Origin of the sequence: Rossellomorea oryzaecorticis (genome assembly GCF_045897515.1) — a bacterium.
GTDB classification, from domain to species: Bacteria; Bacillota; Bacilli; order Bacillales; family Bacillaceae_B; genus Rossellomorea; species Rossellomorea enclensis.
The window spans coordinates 69,687-94,715 of record NZ_JBJOSA010000013.1 but is presented as its reverse complement, the minus strand read 5'-3'; the positions used below and the strand labels follow the sequence as shown (position 1 = coordinate 94,715).

The window sequence follows — 25,029 nt, the reverse complement described above, 5'->3', positions numbered from 1 at the left end:
GTTTGCCTGTTTTGACGTCCATTCACCTACCTCTAAACCTTTAAATCACGCTTCTTATAGAACCAGAATGTCGCAGTGCCGAATAGTATGGTCAACAGGGCAGACAGAATGACATAAGCAGGTTCCAGACCGCCGTCTAAAATGTTTCTGGCTTCAAAATATTTAAACGGAGTTAGGAATTTCAACGCCTCCAGCTTTTCACTTAAATCAATCGCAAATGACAAGAAAAAAGCGGCAAGCAGAATACCGGTTGCAATGACTGAAGCTTTACCGGGCCGTTTACTCACGGCAGCTACAACAGTTCCTGTAACTATGAACAGCAGTTGAAGAATCAGCATCCCCAGCATCAGCCTTCCGATGCTGCCTGTTACGTTTTCTCCTTCGCTGTAATGTCCTGCGATCAAGATGGAAACTCCCCATGTTACAAGTGTCAGGATCAGCACATTTGTCGCTGCCGCCAGCATCTTCACTGCTACTACCTTCCTCCGGGTCACCGGCTTCACAAATAAAAATTCCACTGTCTTATCCCTTTCTTCTTTAGAAAGGATCGTTGCGCCAAGCATCGCTGCATGAATCGTTGCCATGAGGATGATGTAAAGGAACAGCAAACCATAGTATCCGATTGCCGTTGATAGATCCAAACCGCCTCCGCCCATAAAGGATTGCATGGCTTTCGGCATGCTTTCCATCAAGTCATTCATCGACTGGCCTGAAGAAGTGAAAGCACCAAATTCACTCATCCCTGCGGCAATAAGCGCCGACATACCGATGCACCAGATGATCAACGATTTACGGTGCGCTTTCATTTCTCTCCAATACATATTCACGAACAACACCTCCTTCTATACCGTATGAATATCCTTTTTCTTATACACGATGAAGCTGATAATAAAACAAAGCAGGATGATAGCCCCGCCTACGATCATGAACTCCCACTCATAGGTCTCTTCTCTCATCACATACGCATAATCAATATACTTGAATGGAGACAGATAACGGCCTGTTTCCTCCAAGCCGGCAACCATGCCCAATACGAAGAACCCAAACACTACACCAAGTGAAACGCTGACAACGGATTTTATTTTTGGAAAAAGAACTGCCAGCACCGTACCTAATGCAAACATGATCATACTGATGACGAAGAGGCTCAGAGAGATTAATAGAAAAGCAGTCAAACTAAACTCTTCATTCGCTACCAGATTGGCAATCGCCACTGCTGCTGCAACATACACGATGTTCGTAATTGCAAGACTGGTTAACGCCGCGAGTAATTTCGAAACCAACACCTTTGAACGTGTCACTGGCTTAGTTAACAGAAAATCCGCGGTTTTTTCTCGTATTTCTTTAGAAGCAATCGATATTCCTAGGGTCATTGCCTGAATGGCCCCGCAAAGCGCTATATAAAGGAATGTATATGAATAGTACCCATTGACGGACCCGATGGTCTCAACCTGGAGCCCCAAAGCTTTCCGTACACCTTCCGGAAAACCTTCCAGCGCCTTCTTGAATTCGTCGATTTCCTTTGCGATCGGCGGGAACATCGACATGAACAAAAGTGCTAGCCCCACAAGCGCAAGTATCCACATAATCGTATTCTTACGGTACGCCTTCAGTTCATACAGATATATATTCATGGAGGATCACGCCTCCTTCTCATAATAATGCATGAAGATTTCTTCCAGATCAGGCTCTTCAATCCACAGATTGTCAATGTCGATTTCAGCGATTTTCTTCATCACTTCATTAATGTCGCCCCTGAACAAGAAGCTGATATGATGACCGTTTGTCTCAAGATTATTCACACCCGGCATGTCAAAATAGGATGACTCCACTTCGTTTTTCACTTCGATTTTAAACTTCTTATGATTGTTTTCCTTGAGTGTGCTGATTTTTTCAACCTGGACAATTTCACCTTCTTTAATGATTGCCACCCTGTCGCACATGCGCTGCACTTCACTGAGGATGTGTGAGGAAAAAAGAATAGTCGCTCCTTTTCGGTTTTCTTCTTTCAATAGATCAAAGAAAGTCTGCTGCATGAGCGGGTCGAGTCCTGATGTGGGTTCGTCAAGGATGATCAGCTTAGGTTCATGAAGCAGTCCCTGGATGATGCCGACCTTCTTTTTATTACCCAGTGAAAGGTCATCGATTTTTTTTGTGAGATCAAGATCAAGTTTGGATGCCAGCTCATTGATTCGGGCGCTGCAATCTTTCTTGTAAAAACTCGCGGAATATTTCAGCAGGTCCATCACCTTCATATTGTCATAGTAGAAAACTTCTGAAGGCAGATAACCAACATCTTTTGCAATTTCCGGTGCATGCTCAACACAGTCCTTCCCAAATATGGCAGCCCTCCCGCCTGTCGGCTTGATCAAGGAAAGAAGGGTTCTGATGGTAGTGGACTTGCCCGCCCCATTCGGACCGATGAATCCAAAGATTTCACCTTCCTCCACATTGAAGCTGATATTGTTTATCCCCCTCGATGAGCCATATGTTTTTGTCAGCCCATTGATTTCAATTACATTCATGCCTGCCGCCTCCCTGTTCCTTAAAAGATTATTTATAAAATGATTTTTTCAATAGCTCGGTATATGAATCGAGCTCTGCGAGGATATCTTCTTTGTAAATGTCTGCAACCGACATCGAACTTGCCTTTGCCTGCTGCTGATTTGCAAAACCTTCGAATGTCCAATAAATCACCTGAATGGCCTTGCCGACGTCGATGCCTTTACGGAATTTCCCTGCATCAATATTGCTGAACAATTTAGAAAAACTGCTCCCGGTCAAGTTTTCCCTTATCTTATCGACTTCATTTTTGACTTCAGGATCAATTTCATGAAAAACACTGTTCAGGAAATTGATTAAATCAGGGTAAGTAGAAAACAGCTCGAACTTAATGACCGACACTTGACGGATGATTTCAAAAATATCCCGTTCTTCCATGTCAATCCGGTCATAAATCTTTTCTGCAAACATATCCGATAGGTGCTCATAAAGGGATAAATACAATTCTTTTTTACTTTTAAAATAATGAAATAAAATTCCTTTCGAAATACCGGCTTCCTTCACAATCGCATTCGTGGAAGCACGCTTATATCCGTTCTCGGCAAAAACTTTTGTCGCTGCGTTGATAATCCTGTCTTCTTTTTCAGTATCGATATTCAATGTCTTAAACAATATAAAACAAGCCCTCCTTCTGATGGACAAGTCATTGACCAGTGTGGTCAATTCTATATTACTCCTTTTGACCACACTGGTCAATGATAAATAAAAAAACATCCCGGAGTGGTTTTCGGTAACCACTCCGGGACGGCCTTCTTCTTTAAGGGCAGTATTTATTTACAATGGCAAGAAGCCGTTGGCTATTTTCATTCGAGACGCTTTCGGATAGTCTTGCCCCGGCTACGATTGGGGCCCAAATGAAGATTTCTTCTTTTGATAAACCGCTTTTCTGACAATAGGACCTTAAATATAATTCGGCCAGTTCCAATGATATCTGTGAATAAAGCAGATAGGTACGGTATGCATCTGCTCGTATATCCCCGCTGCTCGAGTCGATCCAGTCGATGATGGTTACGGATCCACCTTCGGACATGATTAAATTATTCAGGTGAAAATCACCGTGGCAAAGTCTTCCCTCGAATGTGATCTTCTCTAATTTATTTATTAAGACATCTTTAAGCCTTTGTGATAATTCCCCCGCACCTTTGATTTGATTCGCTAATTTCCTTTTCATGGGTTCAAGCCCATCAATTTTCATTGAATGAATTTTTAGCTGTATGTCAACAGAGAGATCCATGTAATGCCCGGTATCCCCAGGAGAGTCTGATATAAGTTCTCCCAATGTTTTTCCCTGCACATACTCCATTATGATCGCTTGCTTTCCCTCTATCTTTTTTACCTCAAGGATTTTGGGTACCGGAAGGCCGGCCGAATAGGCCAGCTTCTGTTTATCCGCTTCATACCCAGCCTCTCCGCAAGGCAGCAGTTCATTAAAGATCTTGATTACATTGCCCTCTTCCAGATAGATGCTCGCAGTATTGCCGGAAGCAATTGGATTTCCCAGATTCATCCCATTTACTCCTTTGATTTTATGATAGGTTCCTGAAAAAGTTTTCTCTGTTTCATATAATCGACTGCTTTTGTTTTGTTCTTCTCTTTAGCCACATGCAGGGCTTCATTTTTTTCGCGGTAATAGGCAATGAATCGATCTTTCGAGAGTAATCCGTCAATAATGGATTTTTGAACAGCACATTGCGGTTCTGCGGTGTGGCTACAGTTCGAAAACTTGCACCGGGCAGCCAATTCCTCTATATCTTCGAATCCCTCTAAGTCAAATTCCTCTGAGCAGGCAAGATCATACTCTTCTTTTTTGAAATTCATGTTATCCCCCTATAAAAAAATACCTTCATTTAACATTAGATTCCATACGCAGAAATTCATATGTACCGCCGTTCGTATCCTGCATGAACTTATCAATGGCTGTGAAACCATTCTTCATGTATACCTTTATAGCCCTTTGATTAAATGCCGCAACCGATAAGGTGATTTTATTCGGTTTAAATTGATTGATGACAAAGGACAGCCCATCTTTCAAAAAGTCCGTTCCCTTCCCGTTCCCGGTCAAGTCCGGCCGCATACCGAGGCCGATCTCACATACCCCGTCATCAGACCTGGATATGCTGAGAAAGCCGGCAACCGCTTCTTCTTTTAGAGCGGTGAACACTGTTTCTCCCCGGAATTGCGGATCTAGGAATTCAGCCAAGTCCTCTTTATCCGCTTCCATATTATAAAAGGCATACTCACCATCATAATGCCAGCCGTAAGCAATCTCTTCCGCTTCTTTTTGAGTCATCTTTTCAAATTTATATGACATGTTAATCCCTCTGTTCCTGCCAAATTCATTATTCCACTTCATCGGTACTAAAGTGCACCCAGACACTTTTCAATGCTTACCCGGATGGAATCGTACTTTGATGAGTGATTGATCTTTATATAGAAACTCTTTAAGAATGTTTTCGTATTGGAAACCAGGAGCCAGTATTTTTCTTCATCAAGCTCTGGCTTTTTTCTCTCCAATTTAAGCTTTATTCCATCTACTAAACTCTCTATTTTGCTTGACTCAAGACCTCTGTTCAGCATTTCAATAATCGGTGTGAGCACCCTTTCATCTTCATCGTGCAGATAGACGCTGTCTGTTACAAACATCTTATTCCATATCGGATGGAGGATCTCAGGATAAAGATCACGGTTGATTTTTGGATTTTTTATAAGCTCGTCAAAGGCGTCTGCCACATGTGCAATGCTGTGCGCCCACCCTTTTTCGGGAACATACCCTCTTACATCCTTTTCTTCGTTGATATACCTGATCAAATGATCTCTCACCTGATCAACCTCCATTTGAGACAGGAAATCTTCTTCATTATCCCTGAATAAGATGAGGGCGATGAGCAGAGTGGTAAACGCCCTGGTGAACACGGTATCCGTTTCCTTATCTCCTATTCCATAAAACAATAGATGATTCAGGCAATTTTGAAGCATCTCCTTTAAGAGGTCCGACTCCAGGAGATTATCTTCAATGATCAGTTGAAAGAATAAAGTGTAGATCAATTTATCCCTGAGTACTGAATCCTTTGATCCAATATGAGTGCACATAGACCTCACTGCCATTACAAGATCTATATCCTCCCACGCTTTTTGGCCTGACTTAATTTCTGACAGTAATACCTTTAAATCGTTTTCACATAAAACAGTTTTATCTGATTGTAAATTCATGGATTATCTCCTTTTTTGAACATTGTTGTTCATATATTCAATTATTTCAAATATTACAAATTTATACAATGCTTTCACAGAAAAAAAGCCTATCTGATTTCCAGATAAGCTTCAAGTACGTTCAATTATTTTCTCCTCGATCAATAAATGGGGCAATCCCGGCCATTTCACTGTTTCTCTTTTTTGAGATTGAATCACAGGCAAGTTCATTCAAAAACTCCTTTTCAATAAATGGAGCAATGGCTGCAAGGGACCCTATTCCTTTTGTATGGTAACAATGTTCTGCACATTCCCTTATTACTTCTTTGCTAATGAAAGGGGCAATGGCTGCGAACCCTTCCAAGCCACGGCGTTCATAATCTTTTTTGGCACACTCATCAATGACTTGCTGGCTTATGAATGGGGCCATAGAGGCAATGCTCTCCAGTCCGTTGTATGAAACTTCCTTTTTTGTACATTCGTCAATCACTTTCTGACTAATGAATGGGGCAACGACGGTAAGCGAAGATAAGCCTCCTTTTTCAAAGGACTTGAGAGCACATTGATCCATAATATCCTGGCTGATATAAGGGGCAATGTCTGAAAGGCCTTCAATACCATCTGCTTCAAGTTCTCTCATTGCCAGTTCATCTATCAGTCCTTGATTGATGAAGGGAGCAACCGATAATAGATCTTCCGAAGTAACGTCTCCCTTGATACTATTGACTAAATGATCTGCCTGATCTTGGGTCAAAATCGGTGCTGCTTCAATAAATTCTTCTTTTCCGATTGGTTCTGTTTCACTCAAATCATCATTTTTCACTAGTTCCTTGACGAGCCTGATCCCTTTGCCATTCGCAAGTATTTCGTCAATGCTGACTCCAAATATCTCCGCGAGCTCCGGAAGCTTTGAAATGTCAGGCATCGTCTGTCCGCGCTCCCAATTACTGATTGCCTGAAAGCTGACTCCAACCTGGTCTGCAAGATTCATCTGAGTAATCTTCTTCTCTTTCCGCAATTGCGCGATTTGTTTTCCGACTTTGTTCATATCGAACATTGCACTCACCTCATTTCATGGAATACTTCAAGTGTATCTCACAGATATATATAAGGGTATCAACTGATAGTTGAATATTGAACAAATACTCTTCAATTAAGAGTTGAGCAATACCCTTCTACCATGCAAAAAGCCAGTCTCCCAGTCTTATTACCCTGGGAACTGGCCGATTTTGTCTGAATTTGATTTCCTATCTATGTTGATCAATAAGTATCGGATTTCCATCAGGATCTTCGAGTGTAATATGAGCAGGCCCTTCACCAGATTCAACTGTCTCTGTCAGAAGGGTGAGCCCTTGAGACTTTAGTTCTTTCTGAAGGTCACGGACATCGGTAAAGCTGTCAAGGTTCTCTGCATTCTGATTCCAACCTGGGTTGAAGGTTAGTATATTTTTTTCAAACATTCCCTGAAACAGGCCGATGATGTGATTTCCGTTTTTTAAGATCAGCCAGTTCTGTGAGATGTCTCCACCTAATATTTCAAAGCCCAGCTTCTCATAGAATTCTTTTGATTTGTTTATATCCTTCACATTAAGACTTACTGAAAATGCACCCAGGTTCATTGGTATTCCTCCTAAAATTCGAATGATTACCATATCGAAAGTATAGATATGCTTTATGTTTTTCCTCAATCCCTATTATTGCGATTCATAAACAGGTACCCGACCATTCCCAACAATAATATCTTGTGATTTTCAGGCATCCGATTTGTCATCTCCATCATGTCATTATAAACATCCCTGAAAATCTCTGTATGCTCATGAGGGAACCTTCCATTATAGAAACGCGCCCAAAGAAGTCCGTCCCTCTGTCATAAAGAGTGAAGTCGCCGGTGAAGCCTGAACTTTTCACCTGCAGAAGACACTTCCCTTCTCGATCTTTAAGCTCTCCCTTGATCGTAAAAACACTCTTTATTTCTTCTTGTATGTATGCACCTGTAAAATCCCCATGAGTATTATAGATTTCCACAATACTTTGTTTAAACCCCCTGCGTCGGCAAGTAAACACGACATCGCCTTTATTCGAGGTGAATACGATTTCTACCGGTAAAAATGTGAATGATGAAGATCTTAAAAGAATAAACAGTCTGGCCCACCAAGGAACATTAGTCAAATGAAAGGAACCCAAGAAGCTGCCGTTTTTTTCGAAAACAAGCATTTTAGGCATCCAACTGGCGTCTTTTTTAATGATGATGTGATCTATCTCCAAAATATTTTGGCTCGAACGGGGTATTGAGATGCCCTTCACTTTCTTGTACTTGCTCCGGCTGCCAATTCCAACCCCCAGCATCATGAGTGCCGGCATTAAAAACGCCACTGCCTCCATCCACTGTTCCACAGAGTCTGCGCCCGTGTAAAACAGGAACCCCGCACCGATCGCAACCAAGGTAATAAATGCTATATAAGCAAGCTTCTCTCTACGTTTATACATATCAGCTATCATTCTATTACTCTCCTCATCAAGCGGCAGCTTCCCTATGAACCTGCCAATAACGTTTCGTATTCACTTTCCCTGACAATTTCTTCCGCTTCAAGATTTGTCCATTCCTCTACAGGCACATCGGGATGATCCGCTAAATAGCTCTGCACAATCAGATTGCCCATCATATAATTTGCCCATTTGGGAATGTTCATGGAGGGATCTCCGAAGAACCAGGATTGATAAAGCTCCATCTCTTCTGCCATGCCGCTTTCCTGAAGCTGTGCAAATGCCACTTCAAGCTCCTCTTTATTCACTTCCTTGGTCCATGGGATCTCCACATCCGGATATACGTTTTGTGCAAATGCATCACCTTTTCCTTCGAAGATGACAAAGTCCAATAATGAATCATAGATTGAATTGTTTTCCATCGAAACAGCGTGATGATATTCATGAGCAATCGTATAGGAAAGCCTTTTTTCTTTATACGATGGATCAATAAGCAATAAAATGACATCTTCATCGAGCGTCCAGGCAGCCACGCCTCCCATGCCTTCCATCGGGAAATCCGGATTAACCGGCAGGATATAGATGGTTTTATCCCCGCCTGACAAAACACCGGTTGATGCATGCAATGCGTTTTGGATTGTTGCATTGGTCTTATCCTGATCGCGGATCAACTGAGCTGTCTGCTCTTTCAACTCGTCAATTCGATGAGTTATGGTCACATTGGGAGGGATGTCCATTTTAAGGATCATTTTCTGTTCTGATATTCTTTCGAGCAGCGGATACTTCACGGTGTATCGATACGTGCCAAGTGTATTCAGAAGACTGTTTTCCTCCACTACTTCAATATATTCAAGTGTCTCTTCGTAAAATGGAATGATGGTGAAGTTCTGTCCCCCCGCAGAAAACGTTTCTGTCTTCTGCGGGGGCAGATCTCCATTATGGACTGTGATGTTCTCTTCTTCTTGGGAGCAGGCAGTTTGGAGGATTACCACTAACAAAATCAATAGTTTGAATACGCAGTTTTTCATCATCGGCCCCCTCTCGTAAAATTGAGTATCAACCGCCAGTCACAGGAATATCCCTATTCAACATTAGCTTCTTGCTGACCGCAGAAACCGCGGATATGCCATAAATGCAATGACACAGCCGGCAAGTCCTGCCCCAAACAGGATGAATGCGTTGAAGAGAATGTCTCCTGCAGATCCGTTTTGAAGAATGATTTCCTTATATCCTTCGATTGCCCAGTATTGGGGCATCGCCTTGCTGATGGTCTGCATGAAGCCCGGCATGAATTCAACAGGAAGCCATAAACCCCCGAGCATAGCTCCTCCAAGCGCGATCACCTGTGTAAAGGCGATTCCCATATTTTCGGTTTTCACCAGCACAGAAAGAGCCATCCCCCAGCCTGAAACAATAAAAGCAAGCATGATGGATAAGAGGATCAATGCAGCCGGATCTCCCAATGGCAGGTCATAAACCACTACTCCAAAGGTGAACAGGACGGCAATCTGAATCAAGACGATGAGCATGAATGGTATCCATTTCCCTATGAAATAGTCTCTGACTGGCAGCGGGGTACTGGCAATCCTCGCGACCATCCCTTTATCCCGATCCTTTATAAAAACGATGACCATGGAGATCATGATGTAGAATGCGAACATGATTGTATAACCGGGAATGATCTGAGTGACGACTTCCTTGTAGCTCGTATTCTCATCCCCCGAAAAAATGGCCACAAACGCAATCATAAATACGATAGGTAAGATAAACGTCCAAAACCATAAACCTTTATCCTGAATATTCTTTTTTAATTCAGTCCGTGCGATTGCCCACATGGTTACATCCTCCTTTTCTATGAATCCCTGAGCTGAGTCCCGGTCAATTTAAAAAAGATATCTTCAAGTTTCGGCTGATACAGCTCGAGCCTGCTCGGTTCGATCCCCTTTTCGCGAAACTCTCCAATCAGATCGTGGAGAGAATTCAATGGCCTTTGACTCACTAACAGGAACCCATTTCCTTTAGGTTCAACATGACCATGCCCGGCCAGCAGCTCCATCTTCACTTGATCACCTGCAATGAACAAGGACTGTTTATTGTATTTATCAAGCAAATCCTCCATCGTTCCAAATTCCATCAACTTCCCTTTATCGATCAGACCGATGCTGTCACAAAGCTGTTCGACTTCTTCCATATAATGACTCGAATAGATGATTGTGCTTCCTTCTGCCTTCAGTTGATTGATAATCGAAAAAATCGAGTTGCGCGATTGGGGATCGATGCCAACCGTGGGTTCATCCATGATGATGATCGCTGGTTTATGCAGCAGGGAGCAGCCAATGTTCAATCTCCGTTTCATCCCGCCCGAAAATGTCAACACCTTATCCTTCCCTCTTTCCTTTAATCCGATCTGTTCCAGCACTTCTGCTGATCTCTGTCTAAGAGCCTTGCCTTTCAAGCCATAAAGACTGCCGAAATAAATGAGGTTCTCTTGAGCTGTAAGTGTCTCTTCCAAACAAATATCCTGAGGTATGTAGCCAATCCTCTGTTTGACTTTCATCCTGTCCTTCACAACTGAATCATCCTGAACCCTGATATCCCCTTCAAAGCTTTGTAACACACCAGACAGAATCTTCATCAATGTCGACTTCCCTGCCCCGTTAGGCCCTACAAGCCCAAAACAACTTCCTTCTTCAATTGTAAAATCAACTCCGTCCAGTGCCTTAAGCGAACTATATTGCTTACTGACATTTACAACCTCAATCACAGTACACACCCCTTTTCTAAGATGGTCTTCTACTAATATATTTGATATTAATTGATATACGATTAACTTTTTTGAAAGTTTCAAAAAGATGATTGGCCTTAGATCCCTTTTCATGTCCCCATTCTTTTCTTTATATGTACCATTTAGAATATGTTAAGATAAAGAACACACTAATCAGATTAGGAGAATGGAAATGGAAAAGACGTTAGACCACATAGGCGTAGCCGTCAGGAACATTGAAGACACCATTCACTTCTACGAAAATGTGCTCAGTGCCACCCTGATCGACCGGTACAGAAGTGATGCAAAGGGCGTCGAGAGCGAAATCGCAATCATGGACGTGAACGGTGACAGGACGGAACTGCTTGCACCGACGAATAATGAGACCTCTCCTATTGCGCGGTTCATCAAGCAAAAAGGGAAAGGTGTCCATCATATCGCGTATCGAGTGGATGACCTTGATGCTGCTTTAGAGGAACTGGAGCAACAGGGTATACGCATATTAGAGGATAGTCTACGTGTAAACAAGCATGGAAGAAGATTGATTTATTTAAATCCTGCTGATACAGAAGGGACGATTATTGAGTATTGTGATTATCCTGATTTGAAATGATGTAAAACGAGGAAAAGGGATGGTTCTCTTGTTTGAATACCATCCCTTTTCTTAACAGCCAGAATCCTTCTTTAAAAATGTCATCTCGCCTTTCAATAACTCCCATCTTCCCTTTTCAAAATTGTTTCCACCATCATTTTCATGAATGAACCCGTCTGCACATCTTCATCATCAAGCTCTTCCTCGATCCATTGAAGCTCATTTTTTAAGAGATTAGCGATGTAACAGGCAGCCTTCTTGTGATGAGTCGGGGTCATCATTTCATAGATCTCAACAATTTTATCTTGCTTTCCCTGTGACAAGTCCCTATGAATGGTTTTTAATCCCAGAAGCGCCCGATTTTTTGCGTATCTCGACAACAGGATGGTCGTTACATTCCTCATTGAATGCCGCAGCATCTCAGGAGCCCAGGTATGGTTGCCTCTTTCTGCTGCTTTCTTATATTGAAATAGAAACCAAGCGGCATCCAGCACGCTGTCTTTGAAACCATCTTTGGTAATCGTCAGGTGTTGGGCAGCTTCATACTTTTTCATAAGATTTTCCGGATCATAAAGGACCGTAAAGAAATCTTTCTCTTGAATGGTCTTTTCCGTCACTGTAAACAGGTCAATGTGAAGCCAGTCTTCGTAAATCGCAATGATCTGCGGTGCAATGATGAATATATCATCGTAGAAGATCATCTCCTTATAAGCTTTGAGGTGATCGAGCCGCCTACCCAGAAACTCCTTCTCTTCCCCTTCTTCAACAAGACAATATAAATCGATATCAGAATACTCATCATGTTCATTCCTGCCCATAGACCCCTTTAAGAAAATACTCCTAACACTCCGATCTTTTTTTAAACTAGCAGTCACTTTTTCTACTGCAATTTCCTGCCGCATGCTGTTTTCCCCCTTATTGATTAAATCAGAGAAAGAGAAATCGTTTTCCCCTTCTCCGAGTTATTATTAGAGCAAGCTCTTCTTTGTGTCCAACTCTCTTTTATATTCATCATAGTTTCCAAAGTAACTTTTAAATCCATAATTTTCGATAGAAATCACTCTTTCACTCATCTTGTTGATAAAATAGCGATCATGTGAGATGAAGAAAATTGTCCCTTTAAATTCCTCAAGAGCTTCCTCGAGCGTTTCAATTGAATCTATATCAAGATGGTTCGTTGGTTCATCAAGAATCAATAAATTAATATCTTGAAACATAAGCATCGCAAGTCTTAACCTGATCCTTTCTCCACCCGATAAATGCTTTACTCTTTTAAAAACGCTGCCTTTATAAAACATAAACTTAGCAAGGTATTCGCGTGCTTTCCCTTCCAAAATCGAGATATCTTCCCTGAACGTTTCAAGGACCGTCATATGTTCATCCTTAAAATGAATTTTCTGAGGCAGATATGCAGGTTTTACATTGGCACCCAGTCTGATATCACCCTGATCCCATTGTTCTTCACCAAGAAGCATTTTCAGTAACGTCGTTTTACCGCTTCCATTCGATCCAATCAGAGACACTCTTTCACCGTATTGGATCACCAAGTCAGCCTCGTTGAAAAGTATTCTATCATGGTATCGTTTTGTCAGACCCTCAGACTTGATTGCAACCTCTCCGGAACGCACGGCATCTTTGAAGTTGAGTCTCATATTTCTTTTTTCAAAAACAGGCTTATCGATCAGATCCAGCTTATCGAGTTTCTTCTGGATACTCGCAGCCCTCCTGAAGAATTTATTGTTATCTGCCCTTAATGCCCAATCCCTGAGGCTTTTTACCTGATTTTCCATACTGCCTATCTTTTTTTGCTGCTCCCGGAAATGCTCGTATTGAATACGTATATTTTCTTCTTTCTGCCTGACAAAGGAAGAATAGTTCCCTTTGTAGGTCTTGGATTCCATGTCCTCGATTTCCACGATTTTCGAGACTACATGATCGAGAAAATAGCGGTCATGGGAAACGATGAGGACGATTCCCTTATAGCTCTTCAGGTAGCTTTCGAGCCATTCGATCGAATCCATATCGAGATGGTTGGTCGGCTCATCCAACAGCAGTATATCAGGAGCATTGATGAGGAGCTTCCCGAGCATGACCGTCGTTTTTTCACCGCCGCTTAAGTAATCAAAGTCCCTGTTTAAAAATTCTTCCTCAAACTTCAGCCCGGTACAAATCCTGCCTAATTTCTCTTCTTTCTCATATCCACCCTTAACTTCATATAACTGAATGAGATCGCTGTATTTTTTCAGTGCTTTTTCAAGAACATCACCTTCGAGCGTCTTCATCGCTTCCTCTATGTCACGCATTTTTTTCTCTATGAGCTGAGTTTCTTCGAATGCCAAATTCAGAACATCGATGACCTTCAGTCCTTTCGGCAGCTCCGGCATCTGTTCAAGATAAGCAACCTCTGCAGTTTTCGGCACGCTCACAAATCCTTCATCATAGCCGTAACTGGAGGTTTGCGGGTAGCCTGGATAGTAATGCATCGGCTCAATCCCCGCAATCAATTTCAGGATGGTACTTTTTCCGCTTCCATTGATACCGACAATGCCGACCTTCTCGCCGGTGAAAATCTCAAACGTGATATTCATCAGAACCAGGGTGGCTTCCTTATATTTTTTCACGCCATTCAATGATAATTCCAGCATGCTTTTTCCTTCTTTCATCCATAGTGTGCGTCACGCTCTTATGGACAGCATCAAGAAGTACTTTCATACTTATTTAATTAACTAAAACTAAAAAAGACCGTAAGAAGATTGCACTTCTTACAGTCTTTTATACTCGATTTTGCGACCATAGAATAGTTATTTAAACGCAAACTGTTAATGAAAACAAAGAGTCCGCCTTTCTGCAGGGTCCCGATATTAAACCGGTCCCTCACATCCTATTGATGATCATCCCGAGCAAAAGTAAGCAAGTACCTTCCAAATTGCCTGATTCCATTTAAGAACATAACAAATAAACCTATCTTGAGTAGGTATTGCCGTTCTGAATAAAATCCCTATTAATTTTAAATAAAATTAATGTTTAGCAATTTGTTGGTTCCATAAACTTACTTTCCCCCTTACATTTTTTCATTATTATCTCATTTTTTCTTTTATTTGTAAATTAATTATTTCGGATAGGCATAATCTCTTCTCAACTTCATCCCCGCAACTAACCCCAAAAAGATCCAAAGTACTTCCTGCCATGTTCAGCTTCCTCGGCCGCCATTGCATCTGCCTTAGTCTTGTGGACAGTGCCTTTAGGGTGTTGAGGAGGTGCATAGATGGAATAAAGCTTTAGAGGCTCATTTCCCGTATTGGTAAGGTTATGCCATTTCCCTGCTGGAATCACAATCGCAAAGTCTTCTTCCACATTCCGCTGGAAATTCAGGTTATTCGGATCATCCCCCATCTGGACTACTCCCCGCCCCTGTTCGATTCGGAGGAACTGATCGAGATTTGAGTGGTTTTCAAGTCCTATATCCTCCCCTACACCAATACTCATCAATGTTACCTGAAGATGTTGCCCGGTCCATAATGCTGTCCTGAAATTATTATTCTGGAGTGTTGCATCATCAATATTAACAGCGAACGGTTCAGGTCCGAAATCCATCCTGCTTTCAAGGGAGGATTTCAAATGGTTCAAACGATCTGCATGCTCCCAATCGCCCATGCATGCATTCAATAATGTTTCATATATCGCGGGATTACTAGTAAGCAAGGTACCCAATCTGTAGTGTTCATAGCTTTCAAGTTCCGACTCATAACCTCTTTGAAGACCCTCAAGGTAACTGTAAAAGGGAACCTGCTGTACGTTGTACATCGGCTCTGCACCAGTCATCGAAGTATAAAGACCTGTCAACTGCTGCCACTGCTCCCTTTCGTCTTCAGCTATTCTGACGAGGTTGCTTCTATGTTCTTCATCTGGCGCCAAACCTGCCATCCGGCTGTAAAAATCGACCGCAGCTGCTTTACTTTGTATACCTAAAAAAAGAAGCTTCAGTACTTGTTGTTGATCTTGTTCACCCCTCGACAAGTGATCGGCATAAGTATGATAAGGATAATACATTTACACTCATTCCCTTCTGTTTTTTACCACGATATGATATGCAAGGAAGACAGTAAATGTGTGTTTGCCCACAGAAGGCCAGTTCCTCTGTGCCTTGATCGCAAAGAAGGACTGGCCTTTTCTTACATAACCTTTGTCTCTTTTTCATAAACTCTGCAGGAAATCGGAAAGGACAGGATGATGGATGTACCCCTATTCTTCTTACTCACTACTCTTACTGTACCGTTCATGCCATCTACCAATTGAAAGACGGTCATCATTCCAAGACCCGTTCCGTTCTTACCTTTCAATGAATAATAAGGTTCGCCAAGTCGTGTTATTTGTTCTTTCGTCATTCCGATTCCATTGTCTTTGATGATGATGCATAGCATGCCGTCTTCTTCATAACTGCAAATTTCCAGTGCCCCTCCTGACTCCATTGCTTCGATCCCGTTTTTCATCACATTGATGAGAACCTGCTGCAGCTTATTGGGGTCACCTTTAATGGAATGCTGATGCAAGAGTTCAGCTTCAACAGTTATTCCTTTATTAACCGCTAGGGGCATGATAATTTCCTGTGTATGACTGATTTCCCTGGTCACATCCACGTCAACTTCCCTGTCAGGATGTGGTTTTGCAAAATTCAAGTATTGATTGATAACTTCCGTTGCCCTGTCTATTTCACTGACCGCTATCTTTGATAGTTCTGTATTCGTTGGTGCATCCGCGGGGTTTTCATTGATCAATTGCAGGAAGCCTTTAACCGTAGTAAGGGGATTCCTCACTTCATGACTCATACTCGCAGCAAGTTGGCTGACCACCTGCATTTTCTCGTATTTAATTGCTTCAAGCTGAAGAATATAGGTTGTACGGATCATTTCACTTAAATAAAAGACAAAAAAGGTCGAACCCGTCAATGTCGCAGAATAAATCAAGAATGCCGAGTAATCATTAAAGCCGAAAAATATTGAAGGGAGCAAAAGACCAAGAACGGAATATCCGAATGAAAAGAACGTAAACCAATAAACCCGCTTTACCCAGGCCTTACCTGATAGATTAGGTGTCAAATAGTATATGGCAACTGTTGAAATAATGGTGATGGCGACCGTAATGAAAAAGCCGGGTCCCATAAAAGGAAGTCGGACAGCTATCATCGTAATAGCCAGTAATGGAAGCATCTTTCTCCCCCCATATATGCCGCCGAGGAGAAAAGGGATGAATCGTAAATCATAAAAGAATCCGTCTTTAAGCTTGACAGACAGGAGCAGGCTGAGAAAGATCAAAAATGTACTGATTAAATAGATAGGAAAAAAATTTATTTGAACCTTATATACTCGTTGTCGCGAAAGATGGTAAAAGCTTGCCAATAAAATCATTATCAGAATGACAAGGAGATTTATGAGTAAACCGTTGAATAAACCAGAATGGTCCATCGGCAATGCCTCCGTTAAATATAGTTTCGAAATAGGATGAATAATAAGAATAAATAAAAATCAATTACTATTATACCTGAGTTTTGACAGATTGATAGAGAAACTTATACTCCTAAAAAACTGTATAAGCCCGCTCTTTACTCATTTTCCTGGGTCCAAGATGGGGCTATCTGAACAAATTGAAAGGTTTTAATGGAAGGGATCCCGGGAATAGAGTTGTTATCACAAATATTTATTTATATACTGGGGGAGGAACTTCAATGCTTGAAACAGCAGGATTTTCAATATTCCTTATAATCCCATTGGCCATCATTCTGATTCTGATTGGCGTGACCATCTGGTTTTTTAAAAGGAAATCAAAAAGGGACAGGAACTTTTAAAGAATATAAAAGATTTGGAAAAGAGAGTTTTAAACATGGTGCTGGGAAAAAATGATTTAGTCTAAAAAAACCCGAACTAATTTGCATGAGGTGAGGCAAATTAGTTCGGGTTTTTAATTTGTTCATTGTACATATAGGGTTAGCTCATCCAACGGTTGATTGGAGTGCAAGACTCCCACTGTAAGCGAAGTGTGTACTCCTTAGCGGTATTGACTCTGCCAAAAAAGTTACTTTATGATACCACCAGTTTTTCGGAATATCTTCATCGTATATGAACTCCACATATCTTCCAGATCTGCTGAATCAACAATCTTCCACGCATTAAAAAATGTTTGCCCACTTTTATTAAAGAATTTATCATCACCTACACAAAAAGATGCATGCTGAATGATGCCATTCTCATTTTCCCATGTCACAACGTCACCATCCCTTAATTCTCCGTGCGCGATCTGATGGTAATTCGCTCTCTTCAACCCCAGACTGAACGTTTTTGGATGGACCCACTCATTGATGATCCACTCATGCCGGATAATCGCAAATAATGTTGCCGCCAAACAATTGCCTCCCCCGGAAGAAGGAAAGACATTTGCATATTTCTGCAAGTGCGGGTGAGATTCCAGTGAATGCCCGTAACAAACCCATTCTTCCCACTGCTGTGCAATCTCACTGATAAGGTCTCTCTTAACCTCATATCTGAGCTCTTCCCACATGGCTTTCTGCAGAACGATGAACTGTTCTCCACCTGACTTCAGTAGATGCTCATGTGGTATCGAGTCATCAATCCTGTCCTGTGAGACCTCATAAATCAGTCCACTACCAGCTTCTTTTTGACTGTGAAATAACTGTTTTCTTCTTGCTCTAGGAAGCCTGCCCACCCAACTTGACTCTGCAACAATGACAAATTCAACATTTTTAGATAAGTTCCAATATGTATAGCTGTTTTGCCATTGAATCTGATTATAAGTAGAGTTGGCTGAAAATTCTTCTTTCGGAATGACTAAAACGTGATCTAGGTACTCTTCAAGATTCACGAGTTCATTTTCAGTCAGAAAGAACAAATCTTTTTCAGGGATAAATGCTTCGCTCCAACGCTTGATCGTCTCAGATTCAGGCTTCATATGTATTTTCAATTCCCTTCACCTCTTACTCCGTCCATTACCTTTTCTTACGGTGCATAATATATTGACAACTGCTCATTTTAAAGTTGTTTTTTTCGTAAAAGGGAATCAAGTCTTTTTCACAAAATAAACTGATGATATCGATGTGAGTAAGCTCATCCAGCAATCTGGAGACCATCATAGTGCCAATCCCTGTCTTCCGATATTCCTCATTCATCACCACATCTTCAATATATGCCCTGAATTCCCCGTCACTCACTGCCCTTGCGAATCCGATGAGTTCATTGTCATTCCAGGCACCGACCGCAATACCACCATTTAGGACTTTCTTGATCTGAGTCTCTTCTCTTTCTTCCCACCAATCTGCTTGTCTATATAACCTCATCAAATCAGCAGGCTCAATCTGCCTCTCCTTGAAGCTCAAATACTGTACAGGCAACACTTGTCCCCCCCAATTTTTGCATGGATAATCAATCTTAAAAGACCCCATTCTCATTCGGTGATTCACTCGGGATCGGCTGCCCGACATCCCACATCTCCACAATCCTCTCACCTTCAAAACGGAACAAATGAACAACAGCCGCACCAATATCCCCAGGATGCTGCCTTACATGAGAATGAACCGCAATTCTTTCTCCTTCCTCCAACGCATGTTTGACCTCGAACATCTTTTCAGGGTTCTTATGGGCATTTTCCTCCATCCCCAGGATGATGGATTCTGCATCTCCGCGGAAATAAGGATTATGATGAAGGAATTCACCGCTTGTAAATTGTACGAACGCTTCCCGTACATCCCCCGCAGCCACCATCTGCAGAAATGACACTGCCTTCTCTTTTCGTGAACTCATATTCATAACGACAACCCTTTCTTTTTTAGAGTAATTTCGTGAACATTCTCAACAGGAACACCTGCTTCTATGTAGCTTCTTACCAGCTTCCAACCAGAACCTTTTACTTTTTTGAATGTGTTAAAGAACACATTAGCAGTTGCCATCGAATTTCCTTTTATGATGATCGTTGCTGATAAAACGGCCATTACTTCATCTTCCCTTAGAGGGAGGGTGTATAGTTGGTTGATATCCCACTTAGCTTCGTTCTCATTAACAAATTGAAACCCCTGCTTCCACCCGTTTATCGATTCTTCATAGCCGAAATCGAATATTTCCCCATTAGATATTTCCCTGGCTTGGTAATCACGGGATATGTACCTTTCCATCTCAATAATCGATGACTTCTTCCACGCAGCCAGAAATTCTTCAAGAAACCCTTCAAACGTTTCTTTCATGATAAGTCCCCACCTTCAATAATATACCTTTCAAAAAATTCACACTTTTAAAATATACAAGATAAAAGGCCAGCTCTTTAAAAGAACTGGCCTGATGTTAAAAAAGTTAGAGCCACATTTGCCGTAATTTTAGATAAGAAAGTTTTAAACCACCACTCCTCAAAGTGGGTGTTTGCAGAAGATTTCCTGTCGTCCTCTATCGCGGAGGCTTGACATTCCGGCTTCGATATAAAACTCCCTGTTACAGTTTAAAGGTTAAAACTTCATTATGATTACGTACAACGCAGCTTGTATACTATATAGTATATCATTTACCGGTTAATTTCAACCGTTAAATCTCAGGAAATGATTATGCGTCGAATACCTCGACTTTTTCCATTACATCGCCATTTCTCATGGACTTCACGATATCCATGCCGGATGTTACTTTTCCAAAAACAGTATGAACGCCGTTCAGGTGCGGCTGAGGTTCATGAACGATGAAGAATTGGCTTCCGCCTGTATCTTTGCCGGCATGTGCCATGGAAAGGGAACCTTCCTCGTGCTTATGCGGGTTTCCTTCTGTTTCACATTTGATTGTGTAGCCTGGACCACCCATTCCATTCCCATTCGGGCATCCGCCTTGACTCACGAAACCTGGGATGACACGGTGAAAAGTCAAACCGTCATAGAATCCTTCTTTAGCAAGTTTTTCAAAGTTTTCAACAGTGCCTGGTGCTTCACTCGGGAAAAGATCGAATTCCACCTTTTCACCTGTTTGAAATTGTATGTATCCTTTTTTCGCCATTTAAAACAACTCCTACTCTATAAAGTCATTCATATTTTATCATTGAAGGTTTCCATTGTCACTTTTAACATTAAACTGTCTGTCCCATCCTCCTGAAAAATGTTGTCCAATCAGTCATGAACCTCCAAGTGGACTGAATAGACTAGTAGCAGGCTTATTCAAAAGGAGGGCTGCACTTGACTGATTTACTGAGCGGCATCACCATTCATCCTCAATTGACGATTCTTGTCCCGGCTTTATGGGTATTAGGTTTTGCACTGAAGAAAACACCGCATATTCCTGACTGGCTCATCATCTGGATCCTGCTGGCCGCTGGTGTGGCAGCCAGCACTTCAACACTCGGATTGGATTTCAACGGAATCGCCAATGGGTTCATCTGCACGGGAGCGGCCATTACGACTCATCAATCGTTCAAACAGACGTTTGTAGCAAGAGTGAAAGACGAGGATAAAAGACAGCGGAATAAAAAATAGCTTAAAAAGTGCAGAAGCCGTCCTTACCCGGATGACTTCTGCATTTTTTCATTCAGCCATTACGTTTATAAATTCCCTCATATAATCCGGCAGATCAGGCGGCCGGCGGCTCGAAATGATGTGACCGTCAACTACAACCGGTTCATTCACCCATGTGGCACCGGCATTTACCATGTCATCTTTGATCCCCGGGGTACTTGTGACTTTTACACCGTTCAGTATCTTGGCAGATATCAATACCCAGCCGGCATGACAAATCTGTCCGATAGGCTTTTTCTTTGAATCCATGGCTTTAACCATTTCAATGACCTCCGGGAATCTCCTCAGTTTATCAGGAGACCATCCGCCCGGGACAAGTACCGCATCATACTCTTCAGGGTTCACGTCTCCAAATGTCAGGTCGCTGACGATTGGAACACCGTACTTTCCTATGTATTCCTCATTTGCCTTTTCCCCTGCAATATGTACTTCGGCACCTTCCTCCCTTAAACGGAGAACGGGATACCATAATTCCAGGTCTTCAAAATCCGCGCTTACAAGCTGAATGATCTTCTTCCCTTTCAGTTTCATCCTTCATCCCTCCTATGCTTTCATTGTGCTTACAAATCCTGATCTTTGCAACCAAAAGCACTTTAATTATACGGACTGTATTTTTTTATCGCTTTGATGATCGTATTGGTTTGGATAATGGAGACGACAACCGCAATCACTGTCATCATGCCTCCGCTAATGTAAATGATGGCTGACAATTGTTTACCTGTCACTTTTCTCATGAATATCACCTTTCCCGACTGAATGTCATGGTGATATTATTCCATTAATTAGAAATATTATAACTCATGTTTTTTTATTATAAGTACGCTCTTTCGAAAGATCCTTCTAGAACCATTGCTAGTTATTGGATGCTCAAATATGTTTAAAAGGAACGATGAGGGGAATAACAAAACCAAACACAAGACAAAAGGTTTTAGGAGGAGAAAATACATGAAAGTTAATAAAACATTATTAGTCGGAGCTACTGTAACAGCAGGTTCATTAGGCTGGCTGCTTTCTTCCAAAGAAAACAGAAACCATCTGCACAATATGAAAGAGGGTTTGATGACTAAAATTAAAAAACGCAAATCCGAAGACCTGCCGGTAGATAAAGGCGGTAATCCAGATCCCCAGAATATTGAGGACAATTCGATGGTCAGTGAAGGTGCTATGACCTCAGTTCAATATTATAACGAAAAAAAGCAAGATAACGAATAAAACAAGCAGGGGTTAGGATCCCTGCTTGTTTTATTTTTGACTTTATCAGTTTCAGTCCCGATTACGAACCGTAAACATTCAAAATCCACAGAGGACCCTTTTTTCTTAGATCGAATAGTATGTGCCCAGTGCTCCTTCTTCTAAGGCGGATTAGCAAACCGGCAATCGAAAGTAATTTTTTTAGAAAAAGTTTGAAAATTAAGAAAATAGTTAGTATAATAGAAAAAAGGTCAAGGAGTTGATTCTTATGAAGAAATACTTGCTAAACGCACCAAAGCCTGATTTAATCACACTGGACTCTTTAATGGCAGAAATGATTTTGGATAAAGCTCTGCTTTTATTCCGAAAAGAGCAGATTGAGCAGAACATCGACCGGGCATTGCGAGACGGAGACAAGAATGAATTCCTGAGGCTGACCGGGGAGTTAAAAGCTATGAACTAAATTATAGGCCGTTACTTGAAGGCTATTTAAAAGGGACGAGCCCAGGCTGCAGAGCCGGGCACCGTCCCTTTTTATATGGTTGAAAACAGCCGGTAAAAGTGGCCGCTCCCGCGTCAGTTCGCTTCATTCACCTCATCACCTTGCGATCGGCAGGAAGGGTCTTTATTTTTCTCACAAAATAATAATGTTTGTACAACGCCAGTACAATCATTATGATCCTGACAAGCAGGATGTCCACGTACAGAACAGACAGCAAAATGAAGAAATCGGCCGTCAGATTGATCCGGACTTTTTCTTTAAGAGTCAATCCCTTCTTTTGAAGAAAGGCGAGGACATATTTATTGTATATTTTGGTTCCTTTAAACCATGCATCAATCCGCTTCGAACTTTTGGCAAAACAAAAAGCGGCAAATAAATAGAACGGACCGCCAGGAAGGACAGGCAGCACCGTGCCGGCAAGCCCAATTCCAAGCGATACGATCCCAAGCAGCATAAACAGAATACTTTTTATCTTTTTCATAGATCATTTCCCCTACAATTGTCATCAATCCATTTATTCTATTTTAACTATAACAGGGATTTGTTGTTATTTGTTAAGGAGATTTCTGTTAAAGGGGGTTCTATTTGTGAGGTTTGGGGTGCGGAATCCTTGGGGCGGGTTTTTGGTCGGCTTGGGATGAGAATGGGGCTGTATTTGGGTACTTTTGAATCTTGAAGCGGTGATTGGATCTGTTTTTGAGTACTATTTGAGTCTTTGGCGATGCTTGAGGAGATTGTAGGTACTGTTTGAATTTTAAGGCGGGGCTTAAGGGGGTTTTTAGGTGATTTTTTGAGTTTTTTGGGGCGCAAATATTACATATTTTGGATATTCTTTTGAAATTGGCAGGTAATCTTTCGAAAAATGGATTTTTTCTTTCGATTTTGGGCCGGAATCTTCGAATTCACATCGATAATCTTTGAATTATACGATTAATTTCGTCACTTACCAAAAATACCCAAACACAAAGCGCCTTCTATTCACAAAAAAGCCTGCCCCCTCCCCCTGATTCCTTACCCCAAAAGAGACCCACCCCCATGAGTCTCTTCAATCAACATCTTCTCGTTCAACAGAAAACTTATTCCACCACACCCGTCCTGACAATCGTAAAGTCGACCCCAACATTTACTTTCATATTTTTATACATGGAATGCCATTTTTTCCTTGTTAAATCAGAATGAGGGACGGAGCTGCGATACACTTCCCCAAATCCGAAAACATCTGAACCAACCGATTGACAACTCTTGATCAACTCTTCAATTTCCTTCTTCATGGATTCACTGATTTTTTCGTCCAGCAACTTCAGGTTTTTGGGGTTCGTCAAATCGATTGTTCGATTGATTTCCTGCAGCCGGGCATTCATGGAAATTTTTAAATCGAACTCATTCTCCTCTTGGTCTGCAAGTTGGATTTTACTTTTGCTTTTGATTGTATCGAGCGCGATGGCAACTTGCGACGAAGAGTCTTGACCTTTCATCAAGCTTGCATTTTCCCCATTTCTGAGAATCATTTCAAAATTGCCTGCCTCGTAATGGTCATTTACCAATTTGACGTAGAATGCCTGCGTCGGTGTGATCGTCCCCACCATTTTGTCGTTTTTCAAAAGGGCCATTCCGGCAATGCTGATGATGTCGTTTTCCATTTTTATGAGCGGCAGGATCGGGTCGACGCCGACCGAATAATAATCATGAAGCATTTCATGGAGTGTTGGAGAAGGAATCGTTTCTCCCTTGATGTTCTGTTCGATTTCTTTAAATACATATTGCCCCGGATCGGAGAATTGCTCATATTTTCGCCCGAGTACGTCACTCGCTTTCCCGTCCACCACAGCGAGATACGTCAGATCACTGATAGAATGGTCCCTGCTTAAGGTATCCGCCAGGTTGATGAGTCCGTCTTCCGCCACGTCCTTACTGTAAAGTGCCACGCGCAGCTGACCCGACATCAACTTTTTCGGTGATTTCTGATTTGCCTTGATTCTTGCCCCTTTGCTCGTTAATCCATCAGTTGAGATGACATTTGTGCTCTCCATTGATTTAGGATCTGTTTCCAGGATGAGCATCGTCGTGTGTATGCCTTCATCAAGTTTGTCATACCCTACTGTTGTGATCATCCCGATTTTCTCCAGCGTCTTTGGATCCGCACAGGAAGTTAGCTGCAGGACCATCAGGACAGCAATAATGGATATGCATATCAATTTCAT

The 25,029-nt window shown here is 41.8% G+C and carries 31 protein-coding genes and 1 other RNA gene; 4 read left to right on the top strand and 28 right to left on the bottom strand.

Annotated elements, in window-relative coordinates:
• Positions 1-32 precede the first annotated feature (32 nt).
• From ACKA06_RS15150 to ACKA06_RS15085, 14 genes are all read right to left on the bottom strand, one after another.
• Entirely contained in the window at positions 33-821 is a 789-nt protein-coding gene (locus ACKA06_RS15150) for an ABC transporter permease subunit (RefSeq protein WP_244888154.1), read from the bottom strand.
• Positions 822-842: 21 nt separating this feature from the next.
• Complete coding sequence (locus ACKA06_RS15145) at positions 843-1,634, bottom strand: ABC transporter permease subunit (RefSeq protein WP_411160043.1); 792 nt, start codon at positions 1,632-1,634, stop codon at positions 843-845.
• 6 nt (positions 1,635-1,640) lie between these two features.
• The gene (locus ACKA06_RS15140) at positions 1,641-2,525 is read right to left on the bottom strand and encodes an ABC transporter ATP-binding protein (RefSeq protein ID WP_032088325.1); all 885 of its coding nucleotides are present in this window, start codon (positions 2,523-2,525) and stop codon (positions 1,641-1,643) included.
• A 28-nt stretch (positions 2,526-2,553) separates the two neighbouring features.
• The gene (locus ACKA06_RS15135; RefSeq protein WP_411160042.1) at positions 2,554-3,174 is read right to left on the bottom strand and encodes a TetR/AcrR family transcriptional regulator; all 621 of its coding nucleotides are present in this window, start codon (positions 3,172-3,174) and stop codon (positions 2,554-2,556) included.
• Between the two features lie 145 nt (positions 3,175-3,319).
• Positions 3,320-4,069 carry a phosphotransferase family protein gene (locus ACKA06_RS15130; RefSeq protein WP_411160041.1) on the bottom strand — a complete coding sequence of 250 codons (750 nt, stop codon included), beginning with the start codon at positions 4,067-4,069 and terminating at the stop codon, positions 3,320-3,322.
• A 5-nt stretch (positions 4,070-4,074) separates the two neighbouring features.
• Entirely contained in the window at positions 4,075-4,380 is a 306-nt protein-coding gene (locus ACKA06_RS15125; protein WP_058298693.1) for a ribosome small subunit-dependent GTPase A, read from the bottom strand.
• A gap of 25 nt (positions 4,381-4,405) precedes the next feature.
• Positions 4,406-4,873, bottom strand: coding sequence for a GNAT family N-acetyltransferase (locus ACKA06_RS15120; RefSeq protein WP_411160040.1), 468 nt, complete (start codon positions 4,871-4,873; stop codon positions 4,406-4,408).
• 47 nt (positions 4,874-4,920) lie between these two features.
• Complete coding sequence (locus tag ACKA06_RS15115) at positions 4,921-5,772, bottom strand: DUF2785 domain-containing protein (RefSeq protein WP_411160039.1); 852 nt, start codon at positions 5,770-5,772, stop codon at positions 4,921-4,923.
• 121 nt (positions 5,773-5,893) lie between these two features.
• A complete protein-coding gene (locus ACKA06_RS15110) occupies positions 5,894-6,808 on the bottom strand; it encodes a helix-turn-helix domain-containing protein (protein WP_411160038.1) in 915 nt (304 codons plus the stop codon).
• Positions 6,809-6,998: 190 nt separating this feature from the next.
• Entirely contained in the window at positions 6,999-7,370 is a 372-nt protein-coding gene (locus ACKA06_RS15105; protein WP_032088321.1) for a VOC family protein, read from the bottom strand.
• Between the two features lie 157 nt (positions 7,371-7,527).
• Positions 7,528-8,250, bottom strand: coding sequence for a hypothetical protein (locus tag ACKA06_RS15100; protein WP_214871544.1), 723 nt, complete (start codon positions 8,248-8,250; stop codon positions 7,528-7,530).
• A gap of 32 nt (positions 8,251-8,282) precedes the next feature.
• Positions 8,283-9,263: a DUF2268 domain-containing protein gene (locus ACKA06_RS15095; protein WP_411160037.1), complete on the bottom strand. Its 981-nt coding sequence runs from the start codon at positions 9,261-9,263 to the stop codon at positions 8,283-8,285.
• 63 nt (positions 9,264-9,326) lie between these two features.
• Positions 9,327-10,070 carry an ABC transporter permease gene (locus tag ACKA06_RS15090; protein ID WP_411160036.1) on the bottom strand — a complete coding sequence of 248 codons (744 nt, stop codon included), beginning with the start codon at positions 10,068-10,070 and terminating at the stop codon, positions 9,327-9,329.
• Between the two features lie 17 nt (positions 10,071-10,087).
• Positions 10,088-10,999: an ABC transporter ATP-binding protein gene (locus ACKA06_RS15085; RefSeq protein WP_214871547.1), complete on the bottom strand. Its 912-nt coding sequence runs from the start codon at positions 10,997-10,999 to the stop codon at positions 10,088-10,090.
• A gap of 193 nt (positions 11,000-11,192) precedes the next feature.
• Between ACKA06_RS15085 and ACKA06_RS15080 the strand changes: the two genes are divergently transcribed.
• On the top strand, positions 11,193-11,612 hold the full coding sequence (locus tag ACKA06_RS15080) for a VOC family protein (protein WP_197671009.1): 420 nt from the start codon (positions 11,193-11,195) through the stop codon (positions 11,610-11,612).
• 92 nt (positions 11,613-11,704) lie between these two features.
• Here ACKA06_RS15080 and ACKA06_RS15075 read toward each other — a convergent pair whose 3' ends face one another.
• The 10 genes from ACKA06_RS15075 to ACKA06_RS15030 form a co-directional block, all read right to left on the bottom strand.
• Entirely contained in the window at positions 11,705-12,493 is a 789-nt protein-coding gene (locus ACKA06_RS15075; RefSeq protein WP_411160035.1) for a nucleotidyltransferase domain-containing protein, read from the bottom strand.
• Positions 12,494-12,559: 66 nt separating this feature from the next.
• Positions 12,560-14,236, bottom strand: a complete 1,677-nt coding sequence (gene abc-f, locus ACKA06_RS15070) for a ribosomal protection-like ABC-F family protein (protein WP_082641682.1) — start codon at positions 14,234-14,236, stop codon at positions 12,560-12,562.
• A gap of 508 nt (positions 14,237-14,744) precedes the next feature.
• Positions 14,745-15,641, bottom strand: coding sequence for a cupin domain-containing protein (locus ACKA06_RS15065; RefSeq protein WP_411160034.1), 897 nt, complete (start codon positions 15,639-15,641; stop codon positions 14,745-14,747).
• 122 nt (positions 15,642-15,763) lie between these two features.
• Positions 15,764-16,798, bottom strand: a complete 1,035-nt coding sequence (locus ACKA06_RS15060) for a sensor histidine kinase (protein WP_214871551.1) — start codon at positions 16,796-16,798, stop codon at positions 15,764-15,766.
• Between the two features lie 862 nt (positions 16,799-17,660).
• Positions 17,661-18,563 carry a hypothetical protein gene (locus tag ACKA06_RS15055; protein WP_064565350.1) on the bottom strand — a complete coding sequence of 301 codons (903 nt, stop codon included), beginning with the start codon at positions 18,561-18,563 and terminating at the stop codon, positions 17,661-17,663.
• Between the two features lie 25 nt (positions 18,564-18,588).
• Positions 18,589-18,993 (bottom strand): GNAT family N-acetyltransferase, encoded by a 405-nt coding sequence (locus ACKA06_RS15050; protein WP_231938041.1) that lies wholly within the window; start codon positions 18,991-18,993, stop codon positions 18,589-18,591.
• A 34-nt stretch (positions 18,994-19,027) separates the two neighbouring features.
• Positions 19,028-19,405 carry a nuclear transport factor 2 family protein gene (locus ACKA06_RS15045; RefSeq protein ID WP_064565347.1) on the bottom strand — a complete coding sequence of 126 codons (378 nt, stop codon included), beginning with the start codon at positions 19,403-19,405 and terminating at the stop codon, positions 19,028-19,030.
• A complete protein-coding gene (locus ACKA06_RS15040; protein ID WP_058298705.1) occupies positions 19,402-19,836 on the bottom strand; it encodes a hypothetical protein in 435 nt (144 codons plus the stop codon). Before ACKA06_RS15040 ends, ACKA06_RS15045 begins: the two co-directional genes overlap by 4 nt.
• A 105-nt stretch (positions 19,837-19,941) precedes the next feature.
• Positions 19,942-20,129, bottom strand: a non-coding RNA gene (gene ssrS / locus ACKA06_RS15035) — 6S RNA.
• 56 nt (positions 20,130-20,185) lie between these two features.
• Positions 20,186-20,623, bottom strand: a complete 438-nt coding sequence (locus tag ACKA06_RS15030; RefSeq protein ID WP_064565344.1) for a peptidylprolyl isomerase — start codon at positions 20,621-20,623, stop codon at positions 20,186-20,188.
• A 176-nt stretch (positions 20,624-20,799) separates the two neighbouring features.
• Between ACKA06_RS15030 and ACKA06_RS15025 the strand changes: the two genes are divergently transcribed.
• Positions 20,800-21,096 (top strand): phage holin family protein, encoded by a 297-nt coding sequence (locus ACKA06_RS15025; protein WP_244888148.1) that lies wholly within the window; start codon positions 20,800-20,802, stop codon positions 21,094-21,096.
• Between the two features lie 48 nt (positions 21,097-21,144).
• Here ACKA06_RS15025 and ACKA06_RS15020 read toward each other — a convergent pair whose 3' ends face one another.
• On the bottom strand, positions 21,145-21,666 hold the full coding sequence (locus ACKA06_RS15020) for a type 1 glutamine amidotransferase domain-containing protein (protein WP_032088311.1): 522 nt from the start codon (positions 21,664-21,666) through the stop codon (positions 21,145-21,147).
• A 62-nt stretch (positions 21,667-21,728) separates the two neighbouring features.
• Entirely contained in the window at positions 21,729-21,869 is a 141-nt protein-coding gene (locus ACKA06_RS15015; RefSeq protein WP_156416143.1) for a hypothetical protein, read from the bottom strand.
• Between the two features lie 211 nt (positions 21,870-22,080).
• Between ACKA06_RS15015 and ACKA06_RS15010 the strand changes: the two genes are divergently transcribed.
• Positions 22,081-22,347, top strand: a complete 267-nt coding sequence (locus ACKA06_RS15010) for a hypothetical protein (RefSeq protein WP_032088310.1) — start codon at positions 22,081-22,083, stop codon at positions 22,345-22,347.
• 247 nt (positions 22,348-22,594) lie between these two features.
• Positions 22,595-22,789, top strand: coding sequence for an IDEAL domain-containing protein (locus ACKA06_RS15005; RefSeq protein ID WP_058298706.1), 195 nt, complete (start codon positions 22,595-22,597; stop codon positions 22,787-22,789).
• Between the two features lie 127 nt (positions 22,790-22,916).
• Here ACKA06_RS15005 and ACKA06_RS15000 read toward each other — a convergent pair whose 3' ends face one another.
• Positions 22,917-23,309, bottom strand: a complete 393-nt coding sequence (locus tag ACKA06_RS15000; RefSeq protein ID WP_411160033.1) for a YbaN family protein — start codon at positions 23,307-23,309, stop codon at positions 22,917-22,919.
• A gap of 595 nt (positions 23,310-23,904) precedes the next feature.
• Entirely contained in the window at positions 23,905-25,029 is a 1,125-nt protein-coding gene (locus ACKA06_RS14995; RefSeq protein WP_411160032.1) for a Ger(x)C family spore germination protein, read from the bottom strand.

What these genes read in the sequence shown, in the direction of transcription:
- ACKA06_RS15120 (WP_411160040.1), bottom strand. Translation starts at nt 4,873, where the DNA reads ATGTCATATAAATTTGAAAAGATGACTCAAAAAGAAGCGGAAGAGATT.
- ACKA06_RS15040 (WP_058298705.1), bottom strand. Translation starts at nt 19,836, where the DNA reads ATGAAAGAAACGTTTGAAGGGTTTCTTGAAGAATTTCTGGCTGCGTGG.
- ACKA06_RS15045 (WP_064565347.1), bottom strand. Translation starts at nt 19,405, where the DNA reads ATGAATATGAGTTCACGAAAAGAGAAGGCAGTGTCATTTCTGCAGATG.
- abc-f (WP_082641682.1), bottom strand. Translation starts at nt 14,236, where the DNA reads ATGCTGGAATTATCATTGAATGGCGTGAAAAAATATAAGGAAGCCACC.
- ACKA06_RS15115 (WP_411160039.1), bottom strand. Translation starts at nt 5,772, where the DNA reads ATGAATTTACAATCAGATAAAACTGTTTTATGTGAAAACGATTTAAAG.
- ACKA06_RS15090 (WP_411160036.1), bottom strand. Translation starts at nt 10,070, where the DNA reads ATGTGGGCAATCGCACGGACTGAATTAAAAAAGAATATTCAGGATAAA.
- ACKA06_RS15010 (WP_032088310.1), top strand. Translation starts at nt 22,081, where the DNA reads ATGAAAGTTAATAAAACATTATTAGTCGGAGCTACTGTAACAGCAGGT.
- ACKA06_RS15060 (WP_214871551.1), bottom strand. Translation starts at nt 16,798, where the DNA reads ATGCTTCCATTACTGGCTATTACGATGATAGCTGTCCGACTTCCTTTT.
- ACKA06_RS15075 (WP_411160035.1), bottom strand. Translation starts at nt 12,493, where the DNA reads ATGCGGCAGGAAATTGCAGTAGAAAAAGTGACTGCTAGTTTAAAAAAA.
- ACKA06_RS15105 (WP_032088321.1), bottom strand. Translation starts at nt 7,370, where the DNA reads ATGAACCTGGGTGCATTTTCAGTAAGTCTTAATGTGAAGGATATAAAC.
- ACKA06_RS15030 (WP_064565344.1), bottom strand. Translation starts at nt 20,623, where the DNA reads ATGGCGAAAAAAGGATACATACAATTTCAAACAGGTGAAAAGGTGGAA.
- ACKA06_RS15140 (WP_032088325.1), bottom strand. Translation starts at nt 2,525, where the DNA reads ATGAATGTAATTGAAATCAATGGGCTGACAAAAACATATGGCTCATCG.
- ACKA06_RS15095 (WP_411160037.1), bottom strand. Translation starts at nt 9,263, where the DNA reads ATGAAAAACTGCGTATTCAAACTATTGATTTTGTTAGTGGTAATCCTC.
- ACKA06_RS15150 (WP_244888154.1), bottom strand. Translation starts at nt 821, where the DNA reads ATGTATTGGAGAGAAATGAAAGCGCACCGTAAATCGTTGATCATCTGG.
- ACKA06_RS15000 (WP_411160033.1), bottom strand. Translation starts at nt 23,309, where the DNA reads ATGAAAAAGATAAAAAGTATTCTGTTTATGCTGCTTGGGATCGTATCG.
- ACKA06_RS15125 (WP_058298693.1), bottom strand. Translation starts at nt 4,380, where the DNA reads ATGAATTTCAAAAAAGAAGAGTATGATCTTGCCTGCTCAGAGGAATTT.
- ACKA06_RS15020 (WP_032088311.1), bottom strand. Translation starts at nt 21,666, where the DNA reads ATGAAACTGAAAGGGAAGAAGATCATTCAGCTTGTAAGCGCGGATTTT.
- ACKA06_RS15005 (WP_058298706.1), top strand. Translation starts at nt 22,595, where the DNA reads ATGAAGAAATACTTGCTAAACGCACCAAAGCCTGATTTAATCACACTG.
- ACKA06_RS15080 (WP_197671009.1), top strand. Translation starts at nt 11,193, where the DNA reads ATGGAAAAGACGTTAGACCACATAGGCGTAGCCGTCAGGAACATTGAA.
- ACKA06_RS14995 (WP_411160032.1), bottom strand. Translation starts at nt 25,029, where the DNA reads ATGAAATTGATATGCATATCCATTATTGCTGTCCTGATGGTCCTGCAG.
- ACKA06_RS15015 (WP_156416143.1), bottom strand. Translation starts at nt 21,869, where the DNA reads ATGAGAAAAGTGACAGGTAAACAATTGTCAGCCATCATTTACATTAGC.
- ACKA06_RS15130 (WP_411160041.1), bottom strand. Translation starts at nt 4,069, where the DNA reads ATGAATCTGGGAAATCCAATTGCTTCCGGCAATACTGCGAGCATCTAT.
- ACKA06_RS15065 (WP_411160034.1), bottom strand. Translation starts at nt 15,641, where the DNA reads ATGTATTATCCTTATCATACTTATGCCGATCACTTGTCGAGGGGTGAA.
- ACKA06_RS15110 (WP_411160038.1), bottom strand. Translation starts at nt 6,808, where the DNA reads ATGTTCGATATGAACAAAGTCGGAAAACAAATCGCGCAATTGCGGAAA.
- ACKA06_RS15145 (WP_411160043.1), bottom strand. Translation starts at nt 1,634, where the DNA reads ATGAATATATATCTGTATGAACTGAAGGCGTACCGTAAGAATACGATT.
- ACKA06_RS15100 (WP_214871544.1), bottom strand. Translation starts at nt 8,250, where the DNA reads ATGATAGCTGATATGTATAAACGTAGAGAGAAGCTTGCTTATATAGCA.